Here is a 23,163-nt window from a genome sequence, read left to right as displayed (position 1 = left end):
CCTTGCGCCGGGAGGAGTTTGGCGTGGAGGAGACAAGAACGGTCGGTTCGCTGTTCGAGCGGGCCTGCCGATTGAACAGCGAGCGGGCGTTCCTGCTCGAAAACGGTTTGCGGCTGAGCGGACACGAGGCAGCGCGCGCCTGCGCGGCCGCGGCCGCGACCCTGTCAGCATACGCCGTCAAACCCGACGATACCGTCGCTTTTATGTGTGGACCGTCCGTCGCGCATACGGTGTCGTTTTTCGCCGCGCAACGTCTTGGCGCCGTATGCTGCTGTCTTCACGTCAAGGAGAGCGATCAGCGCGCGGTTCGAACGCTACGCGTGGTTGGCCCGCGACTGGTGGTGTGCGATGCCGATCAGGCCGAGCGCGTGCGGGCATTGCTGGCGGCAGCGGATGCGAGCGCGGCGGTGCTCGTTGCAGACGATCTGCTGTCGACGGCCGACGAGCATACGCAGGCGGATGCCGTAGCGCGCAACGGTGACGACCCGGCCGTCATACTGTTGTCCTCCGGTACGACCGGCGCGCCGAAGCAGGTGCTGCATACACAGCGAACCGTGCTCGCCACGGCCGCGATGGCGACGCCGATCTATGGCGCGGAGGGTCCCGAAGACGGGGTTGTCATCCCTATGGCTCCTTCCTTCGCCGCTTGGCTGCACACGGTCCTGCCGTTCCTGGCAATCGGTGCGAAACTCTATTTCGAAAAGGCCTTCGACGCCGAGCGTTATGTCGAGACCATGGATAGGGAAGGACTTACCGTTGCGGCCATGGTGCCGACATTGTGGCGCGCCGCTCTACCCGCGTTCAACGCCCGGACACCGCGCTCGCTCAAGGTGGCGATGTTTTCCGGTGAGCCCGGCACACCGGACCTCGTCGCGGCATTGAAACGGCTCGCGCCCCGGTTGCGCAGCGTCTACCTCTCCTCCGAGGGCGGTTGCGCCTGCGGTATCGTGGCCGACGAATCCCTCCTGGGCCAGCCGGGGATGGCGGGGGCGGCGGGTCGCGTCGTTGAAGGCGGGGCGCTGCGTGTCGTTGATCCGGTTTCCCACGACATGGAGCCGCTGCCGGCCGGTGCCACCGGCGAGGTCGCCATTCGCGGCCCGTCCCTGTCGCCCGGCTATGTCGGGGAGAAGAATCGGACGGCGCGCGCATTCCTGACGGGATGGTGGCGCTCGGGCGATCTGGGCTTCCTTGATGACACCGGCCTACTCCACCTCAAGGGGCGACTGGACAACAGGATCAACAGCGGCGGCATCAAGGTTCACGCCGAGGAGGTGGAGGCCGCGCTCCTGCATCTGGCCGAAGTGCGGGCGGTCGCCGTCGTCGGCGTGCCGGACGAAAAATGGGGCGAGCGCATCGAGGCCCATATTGTGCCGGCGGCTCCCGGCGCGACGGCGGCGCAACTATCGGATGCCATCGCGCACGCGAACCTGCTGCCCAAGGCGATGCGGCCCAAGACGATTCACATCCGCGACGCGCTGCCGACGGGGCCGACCGGCAAGCTTTATCGCAAGGCTCTGCGCGAGACCTCGGGCGCACGGACGACCGATCTTCCTTCCGCGGGAACCGATAAGAAAGGTGTCGCCTGAATGCTGGCCGATCGTATCGAGGAAAAGTGGATCGACGTGTTCGTCACGTTGTTCGGCATGTGTGGCATCAAGCCAGGCGAGGATGTCGTTATCCTGTCCGAAACCCAGTCGCGCCAGCTTAATGTCCAGCTCGCCGAACTCGCGCTGTTGCGTTTGAAGGCGCGCGCCTTCCATCTGGTGATGCCGACACCGCCGCTGCCGGTCAAATTACCGATCCGTTCCACCGGCGCCTCGTTCGCCTTGCAGAAAAACATGGTGGCCGTTGGTGCGCTTGCGCGGGCGGGGGCCGTGGTCGACCTGACGGTGGAAGGCCTGATGCATGCCCCTGAAACGCCGGAGATCCTCAAGGGCGGGGCGCGCATCATCAATATCTCCAACGAGCATCCCGACGCGCTGGAACGGCTGCTTCCCGACGAAGCGCTGAAGCAAAAGACCCAGAGCGCCCGACGCCTGATGAAGGCGGCGCGGGAAATGCGGATAACCTCGGATGCCGGCACGGACATGACCGCCGACCTCGATGGCGCTGCCACGGTCGGCATCCATGGCTTCACCGACAGGCCGGGTACGCTGGCGCACTTTCCGGGTGGCATCGCGCTCGCCTTTCCGAAAGCAGGCGCGGTCAACGGGCGTCTCGTGCTCGATGCGGGCGACATTAATCTCACCTTCAAGCGCTATATCGAAAGCCGCGTGGTGCTGGACATTGAGGGCGACTACGTCACCGCCATCGAGGGCCGGGGCACCGATGCGGAGTTGACCCGCCGTTATATCGCGGCTTGGGGCGACCGCGAGGCCTATGCGACGTCCCATGTCGGCTTCGGCCTCAACAAGACGGCGCGCTACGAGGCGCTTGCGATGTACGACCAGCGGGATTTCAACGGTACCGAAGTACGCGCCTATGCCGGCAATTTCCTGTTTTCGACTGGCGCGAACGAGTTCGCGGGCCGTTACACGCTCGGCCATTTCGACATTCCCGTCGGCCGCTGCACGATTGCGCTCGACGGCACCGTGGTGGTCGAAGACGGAGAATTGACGGGAGAATTCGCATGAATTCGGGGATCAGCTACAAATGCAGAGGCGTTGGCCCGGCACTGGTCTTTTTGCACGGGGTCGGGGGCGGCGCGGAGAGCTGGGACACACAGCTTGCCTTCTTCGGCGACCGGTTCCGCGCGCTGGCATGGGACATGCCGGGTTATGGCGGCTCCGCGGCCGTGGCGCCCGCGGACTTTCCGCAATGGGCGGACGCGTTGGCTGCCTGGCTCGACGAGATCGATGTCGAGCGTTGCGTTCTGGTAGGCCATTCCATCGGCGGCATGATCGCCCAGCAATTCATGACGCGCCATGCCGTGCGCGTCACGCGGCTGGTCCTGTCGGCGACAAGCCCGGCCTTCGGCCGACCCGACGGCGATTTCCAGCGCGACTTCATCCGCAGCCGGATCGGGCCGCTCGACGACGGCAAGACGATGAGCGAGCTGGCCGCCCTTTTCATCCCCGGCCTCGTGGGTCCCGGTGCGGACCCCGACGGCATCCGAAACGCGGTCTCGACCATGTCGCGAGTAGCCCCGCAAACCTATCGCGACGCCATGCAGGCGCTGGTCCGCTTCGACCTGCGCGATCAGCTTGCGGCCATCTCCGTTCCGACCTTGCTGGTCGCAGGCGAACACGACAAGGCGGCACCAGCCAAGGTGATGGAGCGCATGGCGGAGAAGATTCCGAACGCCGACTATCGCTGCGTGGCCGGAGGCGGGCATCTGGCCAACATGGAGCGGGCCGAAACGTTCAACACCATCCTTTCGGACTATCTGGACGCGTGAGAGGTATCATTCAATACCATACCAGATGGTATTGACCGGTCTACGGTTCCATGGTCCTATCGCGCCGGGAACCAAGAATGAAGGCCCGATGCGGCCACGATTATGGAGGGGTACTCATGCGCATTTTCTCTCGACGGACGCTCCTTGGAGCAGCGGCATTGCTGGTTTCAGCCTATGCCGGGCCGCTTGCGGCGCCTTCGGCCGCGGCCGACGAAGCCAAGAAGATCGCGATCGCTAATTTCGGGCCGCACGGCACGCTTGAACAGGTCGTTGACGGCTTCAAGCAGGCGCTGACGGACAAGGGGTACAAGGAGGGCGAGGGCGTTGTTTACGAATACAGTCACGGCAATTTCGACCCATCGCTGATCCCTCAGGTTCTTCGCAGCCTGGAAGCGACCTCGCCGGATCTCCTGATGACAATCACAACGCCCGTGACGCTGGCCTCCATAAACCTGATCAGCGACAAGTCGCTTCCGATCGTGTTCGGCGTCGTCACCCAGCCGGTAGCTGCCGGTGTCGTCCCGTCGTGGGACAAGGGCTCGGAGCGGTATGTCGGCGCCTCCAACCTACCGTCCATCAAGGCGGTGATCGGTTTTGCCCGCGAGCTGCTCGGCGACATCAAATCCTTCGGCATGCTCTACAATTCCGGCGACGTGAACGATGTGATCCTGCGCGATTACGCGGCATCGGTCGCCGAGGAACTGGGATTGGAATTCCGTTCCGAAAGCGTCGAATCGCCGAACGACATCCAGCAGCGCACGATGGCGCTCGACGGTGTGGACTTCATCTACGTCATCCCTTCCAGCATGTTGCAGCCGACGGTTCCGGCGCTCGCTTCGGCCGCCGATCGCATGGAAATTCCGGTCATCAGCGCCACGCCGGACGGCGTGCTGGAGCACGTCATCCTCGGCGCGTTTTCGATCTCCTGGGAAAAAGTGGGGTATAATGCCGGCCTGAGGGCCGTCCAGATCCTGGAAGGCGCCAAGCCGTCCGAATTGTCGAACTACCGCCCGACTGTGGAAGATCATACGCCCTTCATCAGCGCCCGCAGGCTCAAGGAAGCGGGGCTCGATCTGCCCGCCGCGCTCAAGGATTGCGACTGCGTGGTGGATTGAGTGGTATCTGACAGGATCGACGGACACATGCTGACTGCTACAGGTCTCAGGAAGACCTTCAATGCGGGCACGACCAATGCCCGCATTGCTCTCGACGGCGTTTCGCTGTCGCTCGACGAAGGCGATTTCGCCGTCATCATCGGCGGCAACGGCGCCGGCAAAAGCACCTTCCTCAATTCCGTTGCCGGTGAGGTCACCGTCGACGAGGGCACGCTGGCGATCGCAGGGCGCGATGTCACCGCCTTGCCGACACATCGCCGCGCCGGCCTGGTGTCGCGCGTCTTCCAGGATCCACTCGCCGGCAGCGCCGGCCCGATGACGATCGAGGAGAACATGGCGCTCGCGTCGCGTCGCGGGTTGCCCTCGCGGCTGCGCTTTGCGCTTGGTGGCAAGCGGCGCGAGACCTATCGTCAAATGCTGAGGGTCTTCGGGCTCGGTCTGGAGAACCGGCTGACCCACAAGGTCGAGCTCCTGTCGGGCGGTCAGCGGCAATCGCTCGCGCTGGCCATGGCCATTCTTACCACGCCCAAGTTGCTGCTGCTCGACGAACATTGCGCGGCGCTCGATCCGAAGACCGCGGAGACCGTGATGCAGGCGACGCTCGCGGCGGTAGAAAACCAGCGGCTGACCGCGTTGATGGTTACCCACAACATGCAGCACGCCATCGATTACGGCAATCGTCTCGTCATGATGATGGACGGTCGCGTCGTGTTCGAGGCGCGTGGTGACGACAAGAAGAACCTGACGATAGAACAGCTCGTCGAGCGGTTCCATCTCGTCGACGACAAGATGCTGCTCGCCTGATCCCCCGAACTCCAGTTGCGATCCCGCCAATGGACATCCTCAATATCTTCATCAATCTGGTCCCGATCACGCTTCTCCAAGGCGTGATCTATGGCTTCGTCGCGCTCGGGATCATGATTCCGTTTCGAATCCTGTCCTTTCCCGATCTGACCGCCGAGGGCTCCTTCCCGCTCGGCGGCAGCGTCGCGGCGGCGGCGATCGCCGCCGGGATGCATTCGGTAACGGCCACGCTGCTCGCGCTGTTGGCCGGCTTTCTCGCCGGTTGCGCAACCGCGCTGATTCATCTGAAGCTGCGGCTCAACACGCTCTTGTGCGGTATTATCGTCCTGACGATGCTGTTCAGCGTGAACATTCGCATCATGGGCAAGCCCAACCAGCCGATCTTCGCGCAGGACAACCTGTTCGATATTTTGCTCGGCGACTATGCCCGCGTGCTCCCGCTCCAGATCGCTCTGATCGCCGGCCTGCTGGCCGCGACCGCCATCCTGCTGCTGCTATTCTTCAAAACCGAGTTTGGCACGGCCATGCGCGCGGTTGGCGCCAATCCGCTGATGGCGCGCGCCCAGGGCATCTCGATCTGGCGCCATACCATCCTCGGCATCGGCCTGGCCGGCAGTCTGTGCGCGGTCGGCGGCGCGCTTCTGGCGCAGAACCAGAGCTTCGCCGACGTCAATATGGGCTTTGGCGTCCTGCTCAACGGATTAGCCGCCGTCATTGTCGGCGAGACGCTGGTCGGGCGCGACACGCTCCCACGACAACTGCTCGCGCCGGCGGTCGGAGCGATCGCCTATTATCAGGCCATCAGCCTCGCGCTCGCACTCGGGCTTGAGCCAAGCGACCTCAAGTTTCTGACCGGCGCCTTCGTCCTTCTCATGCTGGCCATTCCCAGCATGAAAGGACAGCGCCAACCGGTGAAAATGCGCGCGTAGCCGACGGAACAGTCCGCACACGGGTTACGGCGGGCTCTCCCCGAACGAATTGGCAACCTGATCCCTCAAGGAGCACGACATGAGCAGGATCGACTCATAGAGGCGGACAAAACGAGGAGAACGTCAGGAGCAGGTTAGCCGTCGTCTTCCGTTCCGGCCGGTTTTGCAGCGCGTCTTTCCGCGTCTTCGATGCGAAATACGACCCGACCGGCCGAGCATCTGACGATATGCAGGAGCCCGTCCTCGACTTTCCGCCGATCAACGACGTTTCCACCTTCGTCCGCATGGAGCGATGCCTCCCTTCGTGTCCTCACGTAGAAGAGGCCGCCGACATTGCTTCGAATTTCCACGGTTCCGTCGGAGGAGACAACCTCCACCTGGTTTTCGACGTGGTTGCGATATCTGCTTTCTGCTTCTGATGTCGTGACGAACTCGAGCCAGGGATAGGCGGATCTTACCTGTGCTATCCAGTCGTCCAGCTGTGCGAAAAGGCTCGGCCGGCCATCCTTCCCCGCAGCGCGCCACATCAGCGTTTGGGGATTGCGGTGGTAACCGGTTCCGTTGTCGGAACTCGGGATGTCGTAGACGTCGTCGGGATGCACGAAATGGGTCCAAACGCCCATGCAGGCAATCTGGGACAGCATCATCATCCTGAGTTCCGGCTTGAGCACATATCCGTAGGTTTCGCGCGGTAGACAAAGCAGCGAGTTCTCCCATGGCTCGGGGCCGAACTCCCTGTATTCCCCGAGTTCGGCTTCGCCGCTGGAAAAGAGGCCGCAGACGCTGGACAACTCCGGAAAGACGTCCCTGAGCACCCGTACATGCTCGGCATGATACCAGTTGTTCGCCGGTACCCAGGACGTGGGCATTGGCGCCGGGACCGTACTTTCCCATAGCTTTCGCGCTTGCTGGAGCTTAGATCTGAGCGTCGTCAGGTCGGGCCATGAACCGACAGTCATCGGTTCATGATTGTAACCGTGGAAACCGTATTCGTCTCCGGCTGCGGTTTGCCTGATGTGGCCAAAGCGAGCTTCCAGGATATCCCGTCCGTCCGCCTGCGGCGCCGAGGGATCGGCGCCCGGGGCGGTGTCCACGTCATGGTAGTTCATGATCGTGTACCAGGTGTAGTTGAGGTTATGTTTCGCTCTCAGGGCCATCATGTCGTCGTGCCAGACGCCGAAGAAAAAGCCATCCCAATCAAGCTCCGGGAACTCTGAAGCGACGGGTTCGAGCCTCGCACTGGACAGGGATGTCGGGAAGTCGTCGACGTGGAACATGGCGAAGCCGGCGATCGCGCCGACACCGATCTGCATCGCGTCGAGTATCGACTGAACGATGAAACCGCGGAGCGCGCGGCAGAACAGGACCCCGGTGTTCCAGTAGACAAGCCTGCCCTTGCCGAGGAGGCGAACCCACAGGATTGGGCGACCGTCCAGGTCCGACGCTAAGATCGTGCTGCCGGGGGACAGTTCGCCGGCCTCGATATCGAAGCGGCTGTGTTCGAAAAGCCAATCGGAATCGTCGATTTCAAGACCTGACGAACCGGGAAAGAGGTCCTTGTCGAAGCGCAGGCCGCTCGTCAGGTGCATATCCGGCTCGAAGCCGTTGCGGCCGGCGCCGAACATTTCCGACAGATGCTCGTTCCAGCACCGGTACGCGATGAGCAATCCGCCGCCGGCGTAAACGTAATCCTCCAGCCTCGCCGCCTTGTCCGCCGGCAGTTCCCAGATCATCTCGGTGCATATGATGACCGACTTGTAAGCATCGAGGGCCGGCCAGGCGGTCCGCCGCCGCAGGTCTAGGATCGAGAAGCGGATCTTGGTGAAATCGAGGCCCGTGCAAATGTTCTCCATGACGGCGAGGCCGTGGACGTCGGCGGAGTGACAGACGAGCAGCACCTCTTGAGGGAAAACGGAGGCTGGGACCGCCGGTTGTCCGGACCTGTGGCCGTGGCGTGAAGTCCGACCTTGCATCTCCTCGGCCCCCTTGGTTGTTGCCAATACGAATCCGATCGGCCTTTAATGAAAGCCGCCGCGAAAAGGCAGAATGCGGCGCGGGATCAGAGCGGGAGCAATGCATTTCAAAGTGCCGCGACGTGAAGAACGCCGGAACGACAGCCAGTCATTGCATGTACTCCTGTGTCCGGATCAGCCATCCTGGGCATTCGACAACATCGCAAACAATATTGCCCGTTATGCCGGCCGCAACAAGATTTCCAAAATGTACATGCGGGACGTAATCGGCAATGAGAACTTGTTTTTTGAAGCCATTCTCCTGAAACGTATCGACCTCTGTCACATATTCTGGCGCGAGGATTTCTTCTACCTGTTGCATCCGAGTACGATTCACAAGGCCGCGCGGCACCTGGGGTTCGAGTACGAGATGATGGTTCGCGCCATCAATAGCTGCGCCTTCACCACATCCGTATATGATCACCTGTTCAGCAGCAGCGCGGAAATCCAGGAGAGGCGATCAGGCTTCGCGCTGGTCGACGGATACACCGTCTGTTCGGACAAACTCAGATCGATCTACGCTTCCGAACCCGATCTGGCGATTCCAGACCGTGTCATCCCCGATGGTGTGGATGTGAGCCGTTTCTTCCCTTCCAGAGGTGGGCGAAGTGCAGGCGATGGCGACTTTGCTCTCGGATGGGTGGGCAACAGCGCCTGGGGCAAGCGATCCCAAGGCATGGACGTCAAGGGTTATCACCGGCTCTTCGAGCCGATGGTGAAGGAATTGTCAGTGCGTGGCTATGCGATCGCGCCGAAGGTGGCCGATCCGCAGGTCAATCGAATCCGCTTCGAGGACATGCCGGATTTCTATCGCCAGATGGACGTTTTCGTTTGCACGTCCGCGATGGAAGGCACACCCAACCCCGTGCTCGAAGCTATGGCGTGCGGCATACCGGTCGTGTCTACGGATGTAGGTATCGTGCCGGAGGCCTTCGGAGAGCGGCAGAAGCGTTTCATCATCTCAGAACCTGCCGTCGAGAGGTTCGCCGATGCCGTGGCCGAACTTCTCGAAGACCAGCCGCTTCGGCAGGCAATTGCCGAAGAAAACAGAAACCGCGCGCTCGACTGGTCTTGGGAAATCAAGACCGAGGGCTGGTGGCCATTCTGGCAAGCCATCGTCAAACGGACAATGGAGCCACGCAATGCGACCCGCAGGGAGATCTATCTTCTTTCGTGCGCGACAAACCTGTGAATTCTGACAAGCATGAACGGCCGGCGAGCATTAGAAAGAGACCTCATTACCCAATTGGGTAATGAAGTTCGGCGCGTTCTAGTTTGTGTTGACACAGGGCGTTTGGGAAAGGGGGACTGTTTTGAATTTCAGTCAGATTTCGGAAACCCTGATCGATGAACGATGCGGCCTGTTTTTTCTTGCGGGGCTGGATACAAGGAGGCCGCTGAAGCGTGCGGTGCTCACCGTCCACGCGGCTCAGGGCACGCTTACGTTCGAACATACCCGATTCATCGAGACGGCCGTGGCGACGCTCGATCCCGGCATTGAGGTACGTATCCGGCTTCATTCGACGCAAGATCTGTATGTTCCAGACTGTCTGGAAAGTTTCGCGGAACGTTTCCGACACGACCACATCGTGTCGGATCCGACCGGTGCCTTCGTCAGGGTATCGAATCTGCTCCAGCTTTCCCGGGAAATCAGGGCCGAAGTCGGAAAGTCGGTCGCTCGGCTTCTCTGGCGAGCCGATACATCAGCGCTCATCATTGTGAAGGCTCCCCTCGCTTCCGGTAGGAGCTCGCCGACGAGACCTGACGACGTAGATATTCTCTCAGGGCGTGTGAAATCACTGGTGGAGAATCGTGGCTGTCCGGATCTAAAAAGGGCGATCAAGTCGGTGCAGGTGACCAACAGCGCCCCTTCCAGCCGCTACACCCCCATCGATGCCTCCTCCACCGCTCCTTCCGGGGAACGCAGCCTCACCGCAGTCCTGGCCCGGATATCGGGGATTGTGGCTCTGATCGGTCTGGGCGCGCTGTCCGCCGCGCATGCAAGAACGCCTGCCAATATCGACGACGCTCAATTTCTAATGCCCGGTATCACCGGTCTCGTCGGTTTGACGACGCTCGGCGAAAACTCTTACGGGTTGCGCAACCGCTTTCAGGCGGTCGGTGGCTTGCGCTTGTATTTCGGTCCATCCGAGATCCTGATGGCATCCATCTTCGCGCCTACCGCGATATGCGCTGACGATTGTCTGGTCCAGGAGGAACCGCAGGAAGAGCAAGCCCCCGAAAGCAGCGAACCGGTGTGGCCCATGCCCAGCCGTGTCCAGTACGGTACCTGAGGTGTGTAATACGGGGCGGCCGATACGATGAAGATCCTTCTCACTGGCGGTGCCGGGTATGTCGGGTCCCACGTGGCCAAGGTTCTTCTGGAGTTTGGCCACGGCGTGGCGGTCCTCGACAATTTGGCGACCGGCCATATGCGGACGATCTCGAAACTCGCGGAACTGGGCAAGCGGAACTTCAGTTTCTTCGAAGCCGATATCTGCGCAACGGACCATCTGGAACAGATATTCCGGCAGTATGAACCGGATGCGATCGTGCATATGGCCGGCCTGAAACTTGTTGAGGAGTCCTTTGAGCGCCCGGAAGCCTATTTTCGATGCAATGTTGTGGGAACGGCAAGTCTTCTCAGCGCTGCATCGGCGTGTCGATGCAAAAGAGTGATCTACTCCTCGACGGCAGCCGTTTATGGAGCCTCGGAGCGCTGTCCTTTTCGCGAGGATTTGCCGCCCAGTCCCAGCTCTCCCTACGGATGGACAAAAGCGCTGGCCGAGCGGCTTGTACGTAAGTGGGGCGAAACCGGCTACCAGGCCAGGACGGCGATCGTGCTTCGATACTTCAATCCGTGCGGTCATGACCGGTTTTTCGACAATCCGCTCCAGATCGAGGACAGCGGAGGAAATTCCCTTGCCGATGCCATGGTCCGGGTTGCCACGGGGCTGGAATCTCACCTCGAAATCTACGGCAATACATATCCGACCGCGGACGGCACGTGCCGACGGGATTTCGTTCACATCCGGGACATTGCGGAGGCGCATCTGCGTGCGGTGGCGTTCACCGAAACGGCGGCACCTTCCTTCGACATTTTCAATCTCGGCAGCGGCAAGGATACGTCGGTCCTCGAGTTCCTCGAAGCCTTCCACGAAGCCACCGGATTGCGGGTTCCATTCTCCTTCGTCCCCCCTCGGAAGGGCGATTTGGCTGTTTCCCGGGCCGACGTCGAAAGAGCGGCCATGCGGATGAAATGGGTACCGCGGTACGACATCCACGGAATCTGCCAGGCAATCAGACCGAGAGGGCATTCCGTTCGCCCGGCCCCGTTCGCTACCCCGCCGCGAACGCTTGTCCGCCGAAACCATCGGGAGCGGGTGAAGGGATGAGAAAAGAGACGCTCGATGCTGTCTTCTCGCTTCTGCCGAAGCGAAACGCCGAATTCGCTATCCGGCGGCTATATGAGCGCATGAAGCAACAAGTCAAGCCTGACGCATTCCAGGTGCGTTGGGCAGAGTTCGAATTCTCAGGCCGTTTTCTGCGGGGCGGCATCAGCGACATTTCCGATCTTGCGACGGTGATTATTTCGAACAACCAGTCCGACTTCGGCATCAGTCTGCTCGCCGCCCGCGCCAGTTCCGGCGACCTCAGCGCGGGCCTCATGGAATGGAATCGCGAGTACGAGTCGTTCCTGTGGTTCCTTCCCTACCGTTTCTCCGACGCGCAGGGTAAGGCCGGCATGCGGCTTCGCGGACTGCTGATCACCAGCGACCTTTTCGGTGAAATCATGGAGCTTTTCAACAGTAGCGCAAACCTGACGAGATCCGAGAAACGGACGGTGTTTCAGCTGGTGGGAGGCTTGGAACTGCGAGAGGCGGCCGAGATGGACGAGGTCACCTACGAAACCAAGCGCGCCCAGACGAAAGTCGCTTGCGGGAAGCTCCGTTGCACCGGTCAGAAGGATCTTGTCCGGAAGGCTATGGGGCAACTGGTTCACGTGATGTCCGTCAGCGATTCCGAACTGAAGCACAGCGAACCCGCCGTTGCCTTTGCCGACAGTTACCTACATGACGACATGCAACTCGTTGTCAGGCATCACAGCTCGGGCGCGATTCTTCGCTACCTCGTCGGGGGACCTATCGAAGGCACCCCTGTCGTCATGGTGCATGGCATGATGTTTCCGGTGATTCTCAGAGGAATCGCTCGTTTCCTCGAGCGCTACAATATCCGGCTGTTTGTGCCAATTCGCAGCGGCTATCTGGAATCGCGGCCGCTGGGCGCACTGTTTGAACGGGGCGATCTCGTCGAACTTGGCCTTCGCGAAATCGCCTATATGGTCGAGGAGGAAGGGCTGGCTCCGCTTCCGCTGATCGGGAATTCGCTCGGTGGAGCCTTGGCTTTGAGGATGGCGCTTGAATATCCTCACCTGTTCTCCAGCGTGATCCTCTTATCGACCAATCTGGCCCGCCCTGCCGACAATCCCTGGCACGAAGGCAGTTCGTTCTACAAAGGCATGCACGATCTCAAATCCGATATGCTCCTCTTCAAGCTCGTCAACCTCGAATACCGGAAATTCTATTCCAAAAGCGAAACCTGCCGGCACATTCTCAGTACGCATTTCGCCAAGAGCAAGGTCGATCTCTCTGTCCTGGACGGACGGTATACGGGTTATGCCGTCTACGACATGTTTGCATCCACCTACGTGTCCTCGATCGTCGGAATAGCCGAGGATTTCAGATGCGTTATGACGGCTGAACAGATCAGCGCGGAGGAACTGACTGTGCCGCTTTCGATCATTCATGGAGAGGACGATCCGCTTACGTCGGCGGAGAAGGTCATCGATATGTTCAAGGCGCCGCTGCGGGGCGTTCAACGCATCGTCAAAGGTGCGGGGCATTTCGCATCGATTTCCCACGGGAAAGAGGTGTGGGGCGCTGTCGCGGAGGCCTGTGACGGGCAAGGCTGGATCGTTCGGCGCGGTGGAGCGCAGGCCGTCTCTCACAGCCAATGAGGAAAGACGTGGAACAGGCGCTGGCAATCCGCGCGGCCGGACAGGACGACAACCGACAGGTTTTTCCCGCTGGCGTTGGGAGCGGAGCCCGTCACGAGGTTCCGAATTGTCGGGATCGCATCGCGTATGTGCCAGTGTTTGGTGAAACAGTCGCCGAGCAATCGGGTCTGTTTAGGAAAACAGGTATTCATGGACCCGGGGGCAGCATGAAAATATTTGCAGAAGCCAAGCCGATTATCGGACTCAGTTCAGGGTTGGTGGCCGCAATCCTGCTTTCCGCCACAAGCTATGCCGCCGATACGACGCCTGACGATAGAATGGCCGATACTCCCGTGTTTGATACGGTCATCTATTGGGGCGCCGATCTCGGCCTCAGCCGCTCTGGCAAGGATGGATATGGCATCGATGCGGGGTTCGTCACCGCCCTGAATGGGGATATCGCTACGTCGGGATGGACGCTGACGAGCGGTCTCGGTTTCTCAAGGACCGATGATGTACTGTCTGATTCGAAATCCTTCTACGGATCACTGCTTCTCGGTTACCAATGGCATGCGCCAGGGTACTATTTCACCGTGGCTGGCGGCGCCAACTACGTCCGCAACGACGAGACTCCGCCGGGCAGCGTAACCGATGGCGATGAGCTGGGCGCTATCGTCCAATATGGGTTTGAGACCAAGCGCGTGAATGCGCTTTATGTTCAATCCTACGGCTCGTTCTCGACGGCCCACAACCAGATCTATGGCCACGCCAAAGTTGGCTACAAGACACCGGTCTTGCGTTTCGGGCCCGAGTTTACCGTTTTCGACGACGAAGGGAGTCAGGCGACTTTGCGCTACGGGGCTTTCGTCGGCGACATCCCGGTTTTCGGATCGTTGAGCATGGTGGTCTCCGCTGGGTACCAGGACGAACTGGAACCGGGCCAATCGGATGGCTTCTATGCAACGATCGGGTTTTCGGTACCGCTCTCGATCCGATAGCTGACGGCAAGATCGATAGCGTGCGACCTCGTGCAGCCCGGGCGGATGGTACCGGGCCGGTTGCCGCCGCTTTTCCGCTGACGTTGTCCTTTCTGGGTTTGAACTGGAACGAAATCGTTGTGGCGAACCGGAGGAGCAGAACGTGAAACGCGGCCGCTTCGCCGACGAGTAGGTCGTCGGATTGTTGAGGGAGCATCGGGCGGACGCGGCGGTTCCCGTCCCGCCGCCGTGGACGCCGCGGCCGCGATCGACGTGCCGCGCTTCAGCCGGCCCGGTCGTCGCGATGAAGCCGCGGGCTGTGAAAGATCAGGTCGAGAAACTCGACCAGCCAGCGCTTCAGATGCATGTCCCAGATCAGCCGGCCGCCGAGATGGTCGCGGCCCTGCTGGGCGCCGGGCAGGGAGAAGCGGTGCGCGCCCCGTACCACCCAGCGCTGCATCATCACGCGGGTCAGTTCGGCGTGGAACTGGACGCCCCAGGCGTTCTCGCCGTAGCGGAACGCCTGGTTGGCGTAGGCTTGCGCGGTTGCGAGCAAGGTCGCGTCGCGCGGCAGCGAAAAGCCCTCGCGGTGGAACTGATAGACCATCTCGGGCCAGGCCATCAGCTCGCGGCCGGCCTCCGTCGGCTGCAACGGATACCAGCCGATCTCGACCAGTCCCGTCTGATGGCCTTCCACCTTGCCGCCGAGATGGTTGACCAGCATCTGCGCCCCGAGACAAATGCCGAGAAAAGGCTTGTTTTCCGATAGCGGCACTTTTAGCCATTCGGTTTCGCGCAGCACGAATTCGTCGGGGTCGTTGGCGCTCATCGGTCCGCCGAACATGACCACGCCGGCATGATCGGCGAGCGTTTCGGGCAGCGGATCGCCAAGCGGGGGACGGCGCTCGTCGAGCTCGAAGCCGGCCTCCAGAAGCAGGTGGCCGACACGACCCGGGCTCGACATTTCCTGATGCATCACGATCAGGATCCTGGACTTTTGTCCGTCTACGCGCCGGCGGCGCGTCGCACCGTCATTCATCGTCGGCGTCACCCATCGTCTTTTGCGGGTCGACGCGCTGGCGCATCGCGATCCGGTCACGGCGCTCGACGCCGATCAGCTCGGCGACGCGCCAGACGATATTGTCCTCCAGCTCGCTGAGTTCGCCATCGGCGAACACCATCTCCCACATGATGCCGATGAATTCGATGCGGGCCTGTTCGTCCAGATTGCGTTTCAAAACGCTGGTGAAAGCGTAGAGGTCGACCGATTCGCGCTCGACCTTTTCCGCGCGGGCGATGAAGGCGTCGCGGTCGCGTCCGGCGAGGCCATAGGCCCGGTTCAGCGCTTCGGAGAGTTTGGCGCGTTCGGTGTCGAGACGCACCCCGTCGGCATCCATCAAGTGAATGAGGAGCGCGGCCGCGGCGATACGCGGATCGTCGCGATCGGCTTCTGCCTCGGCCTTATCGGCTGTGTCGCCGGGCAGTTGCTGCAGGAATGAAATCAGCCGGTCGAACATCCAAATCTCCGGTTCGCGAACACGTCATGCCAATCAGGGTCATCGTCGGGAGGCCCCCTCATCCTGCCCTCTTCGCGACAGCAGGCGGAAGAACCCGCAAGCTGCGGCGGGGGACGAGGCGCACTCACACCATCATCCTTGTCACGGCCCGCAAGTCGCGTCGATCAGGGTCGCTCAAAACAGTTTGAACCGCTTCGAGCGTGCATCCCCTTCAGCGTCCTCGGGGTCGACGCCGGGGTCGTCGGGTTGCGGCATGGCGGCGCCGTCGGGTTCCTTGGGCCAGGCGTCGTCATTGGCGGCCGCGTGCGTCGGCGGCGGCGGTTGCGGCGCCTCCTCGGGCGGGTCGGCCTTCGCGCTGTCGGTGGTTTCCTCGCCAGACTTCTCCGTAGGCGGCGGCGTTTCGCTTACCGGTGTCGCGGCCACCAGCTCGGCCTCTTCGATCGCCTCGCCATTCCCGGCGGCGTCCGGTTCGGGGGCCGCGACGGGCACCGGCGCGACGGGGGCGGCCAGCAAGGGCTTGCGCAGCTCGTCCTCTTCCTGTCTTTCCTGCTCAAGGAGGCCGGCGGTCTTTTCCACCGGCGGTCGCCATTCGAACATGTCGAGCTTGCCGGTCACCGGGGAAACCGGCGCCCAGCGTTCCGAGACCACGCCATCGGCGACCCAGGCCGGGTCGCGCGGCGCGCGAACCGCGCGCGCCAGCCATTGCCGGATGCGGCCCTCGTCGCCGGTCAGGGCTTCCTCGATATCGGCCAGAAGCAGGAACACGGCCTCGCGGGGCTCGATGCGCATGGCTTCCTCGGCCGTCTCGCGGGCGAGGTCGAGTTCGCCCGCCTCGAGGGCGGCACGGGCGACAGTCAGGGCGGATTCGGCATTGTTCTGGCGCTGCGAACGCAGTTTCTTGGCGCGCGCGAGCCGGTCCATGACCGAATCGCCGTGCCGGGCGTAGACATAGGTCGCGGCGATATCGGGGTGGGCGGTCTTGCGCCATGCGGTTTCCAGCACCTTGGACCCCTTGCGCAGATCGTCCTGGCGAAACAGCGCCTTGGCGGCGATGACTGCCGCCGGCACTAGGTCCGGCGCAAGCCGGTTGGCCTCCAGGGCGGCGTTCTTGGCCGCGAGCGGATCGCGGTCGAGCACGTCCATCGCCTTGGCGGTCAAAAGCACGGCGCGCTTGCGTTTGGCCTCGTCGGGCTCGATTTGCTTCGTCGACCGGCGCGCCTCCAGGATCCCCAGCGCGCCGTCCCAGTCGCCGGCCGCCGTGCGCGCCTCGAGCGCGGCATTGGACGCCCAGCCGAGCTGCGGAGCGATCTCGGCCGCCCGGCCGGCATAATGTTGCGCGGCCTCCCGGTCGCCGAGCCGCTGCGCCTCCAGATAAAGCCCGCGCAGGCCGAGTATGCGCATCTCGGGATCGTCCAGCATGGCCTCGAACTTGCGCCGCGCGTCCTCGTGATTGCCTTCCAGCAGCGAGGCCTGGGCGTCGAGCAGGTGTATCAGCGGCTCCTGGTCGGCGCTGATCAGTTTCATCGCCTCGCGCTTCTTGGTGCGCGCCAGCCCGGCATCGCCCGCGCCGGCCGCGATCATGCCGGTCGACAGGGCCTGATAGCCGCGGTCGCGGCGCCGGACGCGAAAATAGCGCGCCACCGTCTGCGGGCTGGTCCAGATCGCCTTCAGGAGCCACCACAGGATCATCACCGCCGCCACCAGCGCGGTGACGATGATCGCGGCGACCATCAGCGAGACTTCATATTGATAACCGGCGAATGTCACCACAAGCTCGCCGGGACGCTCGGCCAGCCACGAGAAGCCGAGGCCGAGCGCGAAGACGACGAGCAGGAAGAGGAGAATACGGATCATCGACTATGCCTCCGCTCAGGCCCTGAGCGCGCCCGACAGCGCCTTTTCGACCAAGGTGTCGGCGGTGTGCCGCGCTTCCACCTTGGCGATGAAATCCGCGCCCGCGGCCTTGACCGGATCGGGCAAGGTGGCGAATTCGGCGAGCGCTTTTTCATAATCGCCGGCACGGATCGCGCTTTCCAGGCGCGCGACCGTCGGGCCGGCGCCCTCGCCTTCAACCTCGCCGATCGGCCGTACCTTGACCAGCGATTGCAGGCTCGCCAGAAGCCGCTCGAAAAACCCCGCATCGGCATCGGCCGGCGCGGCGGCCGCGACCATGCGATTGGCGGCGTCACCCAGTTCCCGCTCGATCTGGGCGCGCGTCGGTACGCCGGTGGCGGCCAGCGCGCGCAGCGCGGCGATTTCGGGCGTGTCGGGGGCGATGGCCGCATAGGTCTCCAGTTCGGTCATGAACGGCACGCCACGGTCGATCGCCGATTTGAGCCCGGCCGCGGCGATCGCCAGCGCGATCTTCGGATTGGCCGCCTGCGCGTCGACCCGTTCCGTTAGCGCCGCGATCTCGGTTTCGATGGCGGCGAGCTTTTCGGCGTTGGAGACCCCGCTCGCCTCGGCGCGCGCGACCGCCTCGTTCGCTTTCGCCAATGCGGCATCGAGGGCCGCAAGTCTCTCGTTCAGGGCGTCGAGGGGTGGCGGCTGGCCCATGCCGGATCCGTCTGCGAGGCCGGCCACCGTTTCCTCCAGCGCTTTCAGCCGCGCGTCGAGCGTTTGCAGGGCGGCTTCCTCGCCGGCGCCGCCAGAGGCGATCGAGGACTGGATGGTGGCGACCTGCTCGCTGAGCGTCTGCAACCGTCCGGAAAGCTCTTCGATTTGCGCCTCGGCCGCCGCGAGCGCTTCGGCCGCCGCGCCCTGGCCCTGCCCGGCGCCGGCCTCGACCTCTTGCCGCAAGGCGGCGAGCTCGGCCCGGATCGTGTCGAGAGCGCCGTCTTCGGGCTGGGCGGCACCCGGTGCCGGCAGAAGGCCTGCATATTGCAGACCGCCGGCGCCAGCGAGCACGACAATGCCGCCGATCAGCCCGGCGCCGACCAGAGATAGGCTGCCGCGCCGTTTCGGTTTTTCGTCGGACTTCGCCGGCGGGGGCGTGCCGCCTCCCGGCGCCGGTTTCACCGTGGCGGTGCCGTCGCGGCCGAAAGCGCGCGCCTCGCCGGTCTTGCCGGCGGGCGCGGCACCGGTCGTGCCGTGTTCGGGCGTGGCGGATTTGGGGCCGCCCTTGCCGCCCTCGTCGCTTTTGGCGGCCGTCTTGTCCCGTGCGCCGGTCTTGCCGGCGTCGTCGGTCTTGACACTGGCGGTCTTGTCGTCGGCGGCTTTGGCGCTTGCGGTGCGGCCGCTGTCGACGGGCGTCGCGGCGCCCGTCGATGCGTCGTCCTTGCCGGGTTTGTCGGCGGCGGTTTTTCCGGCTGACGCCGATGCACCGGCTTTGGTGTCCTTGGCCGCGCCCTGGCCGTCGCGTTTCACGTCGTCCGGCTCGAGGTCGATGGTCATGGGATCGCGACGCCCTTTCGAATGCCGGATTTTGGGCGGTTTCACCATTCCTTGCTCCGCAAGCTTTGCGTTTCCGGTCGGGATCGACCGTCGTTGCATGCTACATTCGCACGTGCAGCATGACCTTGTGTAGCCCTTTTGCGTCGATCGGACCTAGGGCAAGCTGTCCAGCAGGTCCAGCAGGTCCAGCAAGGCTGCCTCGTCGGGCGTGGAGCTGACGAGGATCGGCCAGGCGCCTTTGCCGGACAGCCGCTCGGCCACGGCCGGCGACAGGCACAACACCCGCATAGCCGCGAATAAAGGCGCGATCTCGGCCCGTTCTGCCAAGGCGGCGAGCGCGTCGGCACCGCGTGTCGAATAGGCGAGGGCGACGTCGGGCGGGCCGCCAGCGCATAGTTCTTGCACGGTGGTCGTGTGGGGCGCGGGAAAAACGGTTTCGTAGGTCTCCACGGGCGTGCATTCCAGGCCGGCGGCGGCGAGCTCTTCTTCGAAGGCGCCATGGCGGACCCGGCCGCACAGATAAAGCACTCGCGTGCCGGATACGTATCGCGCAGCCATGCGCCGGGCCATATCTTGCCCGTAGCCGTTGGCGGTGTCGACATGCGAAAATCCGGCCTGGCGCGCGACCGCGGCCGTGCGTTCGCCGACGCAATGGCAGGGCAGGCCGATCAGCGGCTCAAGCCGGGCTGTGGGTGCGTGGCGCAGCGCGTTGGCGCTGGTCACCGCGACCACGTCGACAGTGTCGGCCTGGGGCCAGTCGGCCTCGATCCCGCCGACCGCGCTCAGCGGCAGAACGAGCGGCACATGGCCGCGCCGACGAAGGGTGGCGGCCGTCATGCTTGCGTCCGGTTCGGGTCGCGTCACCAGCACGCGGGCCACCGGGTCAGCTCCAGCTTTCGAAAAAGCGCGTTCCGGCGCGGGCGCGCACGCGTTCGCCGGCGTCGCGGCCGATATTGGCGGCCCGCGCCACAGAGCCTGCGCCGGAAACCTCGTGCGCTTCGGTGCCGTCCGGCGTCAGAATGAGCCCGTGAAACCGCACCGCGTCAGCCTCGATCACGGCATGACCGGCGATCGGCGTGCGGCAGGATCCGTCCAGCGCGGCAAGAAAGGCGCGTTCGCAGGCGAGGGCCTGGCCGGTTTCCAGATGGTGGATCGGTTGCAGCAGAGCCTCCACGCGCCGGTCGTCCTGACGGTGTTCTATGCAGATTGCGCCCTGACCCGGTGCGGGCGGAAAGCTGTCGACCGGCAACAGCTCGGTGACGATGTCGGCCATGCCGAGCCGGCGCAGGCCGGCGTAAGCGAGTAGGGTGGCGTCGACCTGGCCGTCCGCGAGTTTCTTCAGTCGGGTCTGGACGTTGCCGCGGAACATCACGACGGAAATGTCGGGCCGCAGCCTGCGGATCAGCGCCTGGCGCCGCAGCGAGGACGAGCCGACCGTCGCGCCGTCGCTCAGCGCCTCCAGCGTGGGCGCGGTGCCGCCGATCAGGGCATCGCGCACATCCTCGCGTTCCAGGAAAGCGCCGAGAATGAGGCCGTCGGGCTGGTTGGTCGGCATATCCTTGGACGAATGCACCGCCAGATCGATGGCGCCGTCGAGCAGCGCCTGCTCGATCTCCTTGGTGAACAGTCCCTTGCCGCCGGCTTCCGACAGTGGCCGGTCCTGGATGCGGTCGCCGCTGGTGGTGATCACCTCGATGGCGAAGGCGTCCTCTGGCAAGCCGTGCGCGGCCATCAGCCGTGCGCGTGTTTCGCGTGCCTGCGCCAAGGCGAGCGCACTTCCCCGGGTTCCGATCCTGATCTGGCCAGTTTGCATGTCTCAAAGTCCGTGCTAACCCCCGCCGGTGACGGAAGGCTGTGATTGGCGGCCTTCCTACCCGAGGAAAGGACCATCCGGCAATCATGCGGCCCGATCACGCCGACATTCGCGTTCTCGGCATCGAGACAAGCTGCGACGAAACGGCGGCGGCGGTGGTGGAATCGCAGCCGGGGCGGCCGCCGCGGATTTGCTCCAACGTCGTGCTCAGCCAGATCGCCGAGCATGCCGCGTTCGGCGGCGTGGTGCCCGAGATCGCGGCGCGCGCCCATGTCGAGGGTCTCGACGGTGTCGTCGAGGCGGCGCTGGCCGATGCGGATACGCGCCTATCGGACGTCGATGCGATCGCGGTCACCGCCGGGCCGGGCCTGATCGGCGGACTCCTGGTCGGGCTGATGACGGCCAAGGCATTGGCGGCAGCAACCAAAAAGCCGCTGATCGCAATCAACCATCTGGAGGGCCATGCGCTGTCGGCCAGGCTGATGGCGCCGGTCGCCTTTCCTTATCTGATGCTGCTGGTTTCGGGCGGGCACACCCAGATCGTGCTGGTGAAGGGGCCGGGATCCTACGAGCGCTGGGCGTCGACCATCGACGATGCGCTCGGCGAGGCTTTCGACAAGACCGCGAAGCTGTTGGGTCTGCCCTATCCGGGCGGGCCGAACGTGGAACGCGTCGCCGCAGGGGGCGATCCGGGCCGGTTCAATCTGCCGCGCCCGCTCAAGGGTGAGGCGCGGCTCGATTTCTCCTTTTCCGGACTGAAGACGGCCGTGCGCCAGGCGGCGAGCGCGATCGCGCCGCTCACCCGCCAAGATATCGCCGACATCGCCGCCTCCTTCCAGCTTGCCATCGTGGAGACGCTGGAGGATCGCGTGGCGCGCAGCCTGGCACGGTTTCGCGCCATTTTCGCCGACGCGGCGGCACCGGTGCTGGTGGTGGCCGGCGGTGTCGCCGCCAACCGTGCGATCCGCGCCGCGCTGGAAAGGCTGTGCCGCGATCACGGGTTCGGTTTTCTGGCGCCGCCGGCGGAATTGTGCACCGACAATGCGGCCATGATCGCCTGGGCGGGTATCGAGCGCCTGCGGGCAGGGTTGCTGGCGCAGGAGGACCCGATGATCCAGGCGCCACGCTCGCGCTGGCCGCTCGACATGTCCGCCGCCCCGCTGATCGGGGCCGGCAAACGCGGGGCCAAGGCATGAGCCCGTCCGAGGGAAAGGCTGGCGCGATCGCCGTGCTCGGCGGTGGCGCATGGGGCACGGCACTCGCCCAGGCCGAGGCGCTCGCCGGTCGTGACATACGGTTTTGGGCGCGCGATCCGGCGACGGTCGAGGGCATCAACCGCACCCGCCGCAACCCGCGCTTCCTGTCCGGTATCATGCTCGACCGACGTATCCGCGCCACCGGCGATCTGGCCGATGCGGCCGCCGGCGTGGCCTGCGTGCTCCTGGTGACGCCGGCGCAGACGGTGGCGGCGGTCAGCCGTCTGCTCGCCTCGGTGCTCGCGCCGGACATTCCCGTCGTGTTGTGCGCAAAAGGCATCGACGCGGTTTCCGGCACGCTATTGTCGAGCGTTACGGCGCGCAACCTGCCACAAAATCCGGTCGCAGCGCTCTCGGGTCCGAGCTTCGCCGTCGACGTTGTCGCCGGCCTGCCGACGGCGGTGACGATCGCGGCCAGCGATGCGGAAGTCGCCGGCGCGCTGTCGACGCTTTTGTCGACACCGGCCCTGCGGTGCTATTCCAGCGACGATCTCGCCGGGGTCGAGGCGGGCGGCGCGCTGAAAAACGTCATGGCGATCGCGGCCGGTGCGGTGGCCGGTGCCGGGTTGGGCGCGAGCGCGCAGGCCGCGACGGTCACGCGCGGTTTCGTCGAGTTGCGTCGCATTGCCGGGTTTTTCGGTGCCCGCAGCGAAACGCTGATGGGGCTTTCGGGTTTCGGCGACCTTTTCCTCACCTGCGGTTCCGGAAAGTCGCGTAATTTCACCTATGGGCTGGCGCTGGGGCGCGGCGACCCGCTCGACGACCTGCCGTTGGCGGAGGGCGTGGCAACGGCCGCGATCGCCGACCGGCTGGCGCGCGAGGGCGGTATCGATGCGCCGATCACCAGAAATGTCGCGCTTTTGCTTGACCGCGCGATCACCGTGCGCGAAGCCATGACGGCGCTGCTGTCGCGGCCGCTGAAAAGCGAATTCTGACCCGGCAGGCAAGTGGAGG

The 23,163-nt window shown here is 63.8% G+C and carries 20 protein-coding genes; 13 read left to right on the top strand and 7 right to left on the bottom strand.

Features of this window, described 5'->3' with window-relative positions:
* Positions 1 to 23: 23 nt before the first annotated feature.
* From GN330_RS04790 to GN330_RS04765, 6 genes are all read left to right on the top strand, one after another.
* Positions 24 to 1,586, top strand: a complete 1,563-nt coding sequence (locus tag GN330_RS04790; RefSeq protein ID WP_210252314.1) for a class I adenylate-forming enzyme family protein — start codon at positions 24 to 26, stop codon at positions 1,584 to 1,586.
* Positions 1,587 to 2,633 (top strand): 2,5-dihydroxypyridine 5,6-dioxygenase NicX family protein, encoded by a 1,047-nt coding sequence (locus tag GN330_RS04785; RefSeq protein ID WP_156711494.1) that lies wholly within the window; start codon positions 1,587 to 1,589, stop codon positions 2,631 to 2,633.
* A complete protein-coding gene (locus tag GN330_RS04780; RefSeq protein WP_156711493.1) occupies positions 2,630 to 3,397 on the top strand; it encodes an alpha/beta fold hydrolase in 768 nt (255 codons plus the stop codon). Before GN330_RS04785 ends, GN330_RS04780 begins: the two co-directional genes overlap by 4 nt.
* Before the next feature lie 158 nt (positions 3,398 to 3,555).
* Complete coding sequence (locus GN330_RS04775; RefSeq protein WP_210252313.1) at positions 3,556 to 4,512, top strand: ABC transporter substrate-binding protein; 957 nt, start codon at positions 3,556 to 3,558, stop codon at positions 4,510 to 4,512.
* Positions 4,513 to 4,539: 27 nt separating this feature from the next.
* Positions 4,540 to 5,316 carry an ABC transporter ATP-binding protein gene (locus GN330_RS04770; protein WP_156711491.1) on the top strand — a complete coding sequence of 259 codons (777 nt, stop codon included), beginning with the start codon at positions 4,540 to 4,542 and terminating at the stop codon, positions 5,314 to 5,316.
* Positions 5,317 to 5,345: 29 nt separating this feature from the next.
* A complete protein-coding gene (locus tag GN330_RS04765) occupies positions 5,346 to 6,245 on the top strand; it encodes an ABC transporter permease (RefSeq protein WP_156711490.1) in 900 nt (299 codons plus the stop codon).
* Between the two features lie 134 nt (positions 6,246 to 6,379).
* Here the strand turns inward: GN330_RS04765 and GN330_RS04760 are convergent, their stop codons facing one another.
* Positions 6,380 to 8,245, bottom strand: a complete 1,866-nt coding sequence (locus tag GN330_RS04760; RefSeq protein ID WP_156711489.1) for a DUF2194 domain-containing protein — start codon at positions 8,243 to 8,245, stop codon at positions 6,380 to 6,382.
* A gap of 73 nt (positions 8,246 to 8,318) precedes the next feature.
* Here GN330_RS04760 and GN330_RS04755 point away from each other — a divergent pair, with 73 nt between their 5' ends.
* From GN330_RS04755 to bcsS, 5 genes are all read left to right on the top strand, one after another.
* Complete coding sequence (locus GN330_RS04755; RefSeq protein WP_197435032.1) at positions 8,319 to 9,449, top strand: glycosyltransferase family 4 protein; 1,131 nt, start codon at positions 8,319 to 8,321, stop codon at positions 9,447 to 9,449.
* A 121-nt stretch (positions 9,450 to 9,570) separates the two neighbouring features.
* On the top strand, positions 9,571 to 10,551 hold the full coding sequence (locus GN330_RS04750) for a hypothetical protein (RefSeq protein WP_156711487.1): 981 nt from the start codon (positions 9,571 to 9,573) through the stop codon (positions 10,549 to 10,551).
* A gap of 27 nt (positions 10,552 to 10,578) precedes the next feature.
* Positions 10,579 to 11,652: a UDP-glucose 4-epimerase GalE gene (gene galE, locus GN330_RS04745; RefSeq protein WP_156711486.1), complete on the top strand. Its 1,074-nt coding sequence runs from the start codon at positions 10,579 to 10,581 to the stop codon at positions 11,650 to 11,652.
* On the top strand, positions 11,649 to 13,274 hold the full coding sequence (locus tag GN330_RS04740) for a bifunctional helix-turn-helix transcriptional regulator/alpha/beta hydrolase (protein ID WP_197435031.1): 1,626 nt from the start codon (positions 11,649 to 11,651) through the stop codon (positions 13,272 to 13,274). Before galE ends, GN330_RS04740 begins: the two co-directional genes overlap by 4 nt.
* A gap of 8 nt (positions 13,275 to 13,282) precedes the next feature.
* On the top strand, positions 13,283 to 14,251 hold the full coding sequence (gene bcsS / locus GN330_RS04735) for a cellulose biosynthesis protein BcsS (RefSeq protein WP_197435030.1): 969 nt from the start codon (positions 13,283 to 13,285) through the stop codon (positions 14,249 to 14,251).
* 262 nt (positions 14,252 to 14,513) lie between these two features.
* Here bcsS and GN330_RS04730 read toward each other — a convergent pair whose 3' ends face one another.
* From GN330_RS04730 to hemC, 6 genes are all read right to left on the bottom strand, one after another.
* A complete protein-coding gene (locus GN330_RS04730) occupies positions 14,514 to 15,269 on the bottom strand; it encodes a glutamine amidotransferase (protein ID WP_156711483.1) in 756 nt (251 codons plus the stop codon).
* On the bottom strand, positions 15,262 to 15,747 hold the full coding sequence (locus tag GN330_RS04725; protein WP_156711482.1) for a tellurite resistance TerB family protein: 486 nt from the start codon (positions 15,745 to 15,747) through the stop codon (positions 15,262 to 15,264). The genes GN330_RS04730 and GN330_RS04725 overlap by 8 nt, the downstream gene beginning before the upstream one ends.
* Before the next feature lie 174 nt (positions 15,748 to 15,921).
* Complete coding sequence (locus GN330_RS04720; protein WP_156711481.1) at positions 15,922 to 17,601, bottom strand: heme biosynthesis protein HemY; 1,680 nt, start codon at positions 17,599 to 17,601, stop codon at positions 15,922 to 15,924.
* A gap of 15 nt (positions 17,602 to 17,616) precedes the next feature.
* Entirely contained in the window at positions 17,617 to 19,140 is a 1,524-nt protein-coding gene (locus GN330_RS04715) for a COG4223 family protein (protein ID WP_156711480.1), read from the bottom strand.
* A gap of 153 nt (positions 19,141 to 19,293) precedes the next feature.
* A complete protein-coding gene (locus GN330_RS04710; RefSeq protein ID WP_156711479.1) occupies positions 19,294 to 19,977 on the bottom strand; it encodes a uroporphyrinogen-III synthase in 684 nt (227 codons plus the stop codon).
* Between the two features lie 46 nt (positions 19,978 to 20,023).
* Positions 20,024 to 20,953, bottom strand: a complete 930-nt coding sequence (gene hemC / locus GN330_RS04705; RefSeq protein ID WP_156711478.1) for a hydroxymethylbilane synthase — start codon at positions 20,951 to 20,953, stop codon at positions 20,024 to 20,026.
* 107 nt (positions 20,954 to 21,060) lie between these two features.
* Between hemC and tsaD the strand changes: the two genes are divergently transcribed.
* Positions 21,061 to 22,149 (top strand): tRNA (adenosine(37)-N6)-threonylcarbamoyltransferase complex transferase subunit TsaD, encoded by a 1,089-nt coding sequence (tsaD, locus tag GN330_RS04700; protein ID WP_343040363.1) that lies wholly within the window; start codon positions 21,061 to 21,063, stop codon positions 22,147 to 22,149.
* Positions 22,146 to 23,144, top strand: coding sequence for an NAD(P)H-dependent glycerol-3-phosphate dehydrogenase (locus GN330_RS04695; RefSeq protein WP_156711476.1), 999 nt, complete (start codon positions 22,146 to 22,148; stop codon positions 23,142 to 23,144). Before tsaD ends, GN330_RS04695 begins: the two co-directional genes overlap by 4 nt.
* Positions 23,145 to 23,163: the final 19 nt, after the last annotated feature.

Source organism: Nitratireductor arenosus (genome assembly GCF_009742725.1).
Classification (GTDB): domain Bacteria; phylum Pseudomonadota; class Alphaproteobacteria; order Rhizobiales; family Rhizobiaceae; genus Mangrovimarina; species Mangrovimarina arenosa.
The sequence above is the reverse complement of the archived record's forward strand: the minus strand, read 5'-3'. Positions and strand labels throughout refer to the sequence as shown.

What these genes read in the sequence shown, in the direction of transcription:
- GN330_RS04730 (WP_156711483.1), bottom strand. Translation starts at nt 15,269, where the DNA reads ATGAATGACGGTGCGACGCGCCGCCGGCGCGTAGACGGACAAAAGTCC.
- GN330_RS04765 (WP_156711490.1), top strand. Translation starts at nt 5,346, where the DNA reads ATGGACATCCTCAATATCTTCATCAATCTGGTCCCGATCACGCTTCTC.
- hemC (WP_156711478.1), bottom strand. Translation starts at nt 20,953, where the DNA reads ATGCAAACTGGCCAGATCAGGATCGGAACCCGGGGAAGTGCGCTCGCC.
- GN330_RS04720 (WP_156711481.1), bottom strand. Translation starts at nt 17,601, where the DNA reads ATGATCCGTATTCTCCTCTTCCTGCTCGTCGTCTTCGCGCTCGGCCTC.
- GN330_RS04710 (WP_156711479.1), bottom strand. Translation starts at nt 19,977, where the DNA reads ATGACGGCCGCCACCCTTCGTCGGCGCGGCCATGTGCCGCTCGTTCTG.
- GN330_RS04725 (WP_156711482.1), bottom strand. Translation starts at nt 15,747, where the DNA reads ATGTTCGACCGGCTGATTTCATTCCTGCAGCAACTGCCCGGCGACACA.
- GN330_RS04715 (WP_156711480.1), bottom strand. Translation starts at nt 19,140, where the DNA reads ATGACCATCGACCTCGAGCCGGACGACGTGAAACGCGACGGCCAGGGC.
- GN330_RS04780 (WP_156711493.1), top strand. Translation starts at nt 2,630, where the DNA reads ATGAATTCGGGGATCAGCTACAAATGCAGAGGCGTTGGCCCGGCACTG.
- GN330_RS04695 (WP_156711476.1), top strand. Translation starts at nt 22,146, where the DNA reads ATGAGCCCGTCCGAGGGAAAGGCTGGCGCGATCGCCGTGCTCGGCGGT.
- GN330_RS04770 (WP_156711491.1), top strand. Translation starts at nt 4,540, where the DNA reads ATGCTGACTGCTACAGGTCTCAGGAAGACCTTCAATGCGGGCACGACC.
- GN330_RS04785 (WP_156711494.1), top strand. Translation starts at nt 1,587, where the DNA reads ATGCTGGCCGATCGTATCGAGGAAAAGTGGATCGACGTGTTCGTCACG.
- GN330_RS04740 (WP_197435031.1), top strand. Translation starts at nt 11,649, where the DNA reads ATGAGAAAAGAGACGCTCGATGCTGTCTTCTCGCTTCTGCCGAAGCGA.
- GN330_RS04755 (WP_197435032.1), top strand. Translation starts at nt 8,319, where the DNA reads ATGCATTTCAAAGTGCCGCGACGTGAAGAACGCCGGAACGACAGCCAG.
- galE (WP_156711486.1), top strand. Translation starts at nt 10,579, where the DNA reads ATGAAGATCCTTCTCACTGGCGGTGCCGGGTATGTCGGGTCCCACGTG.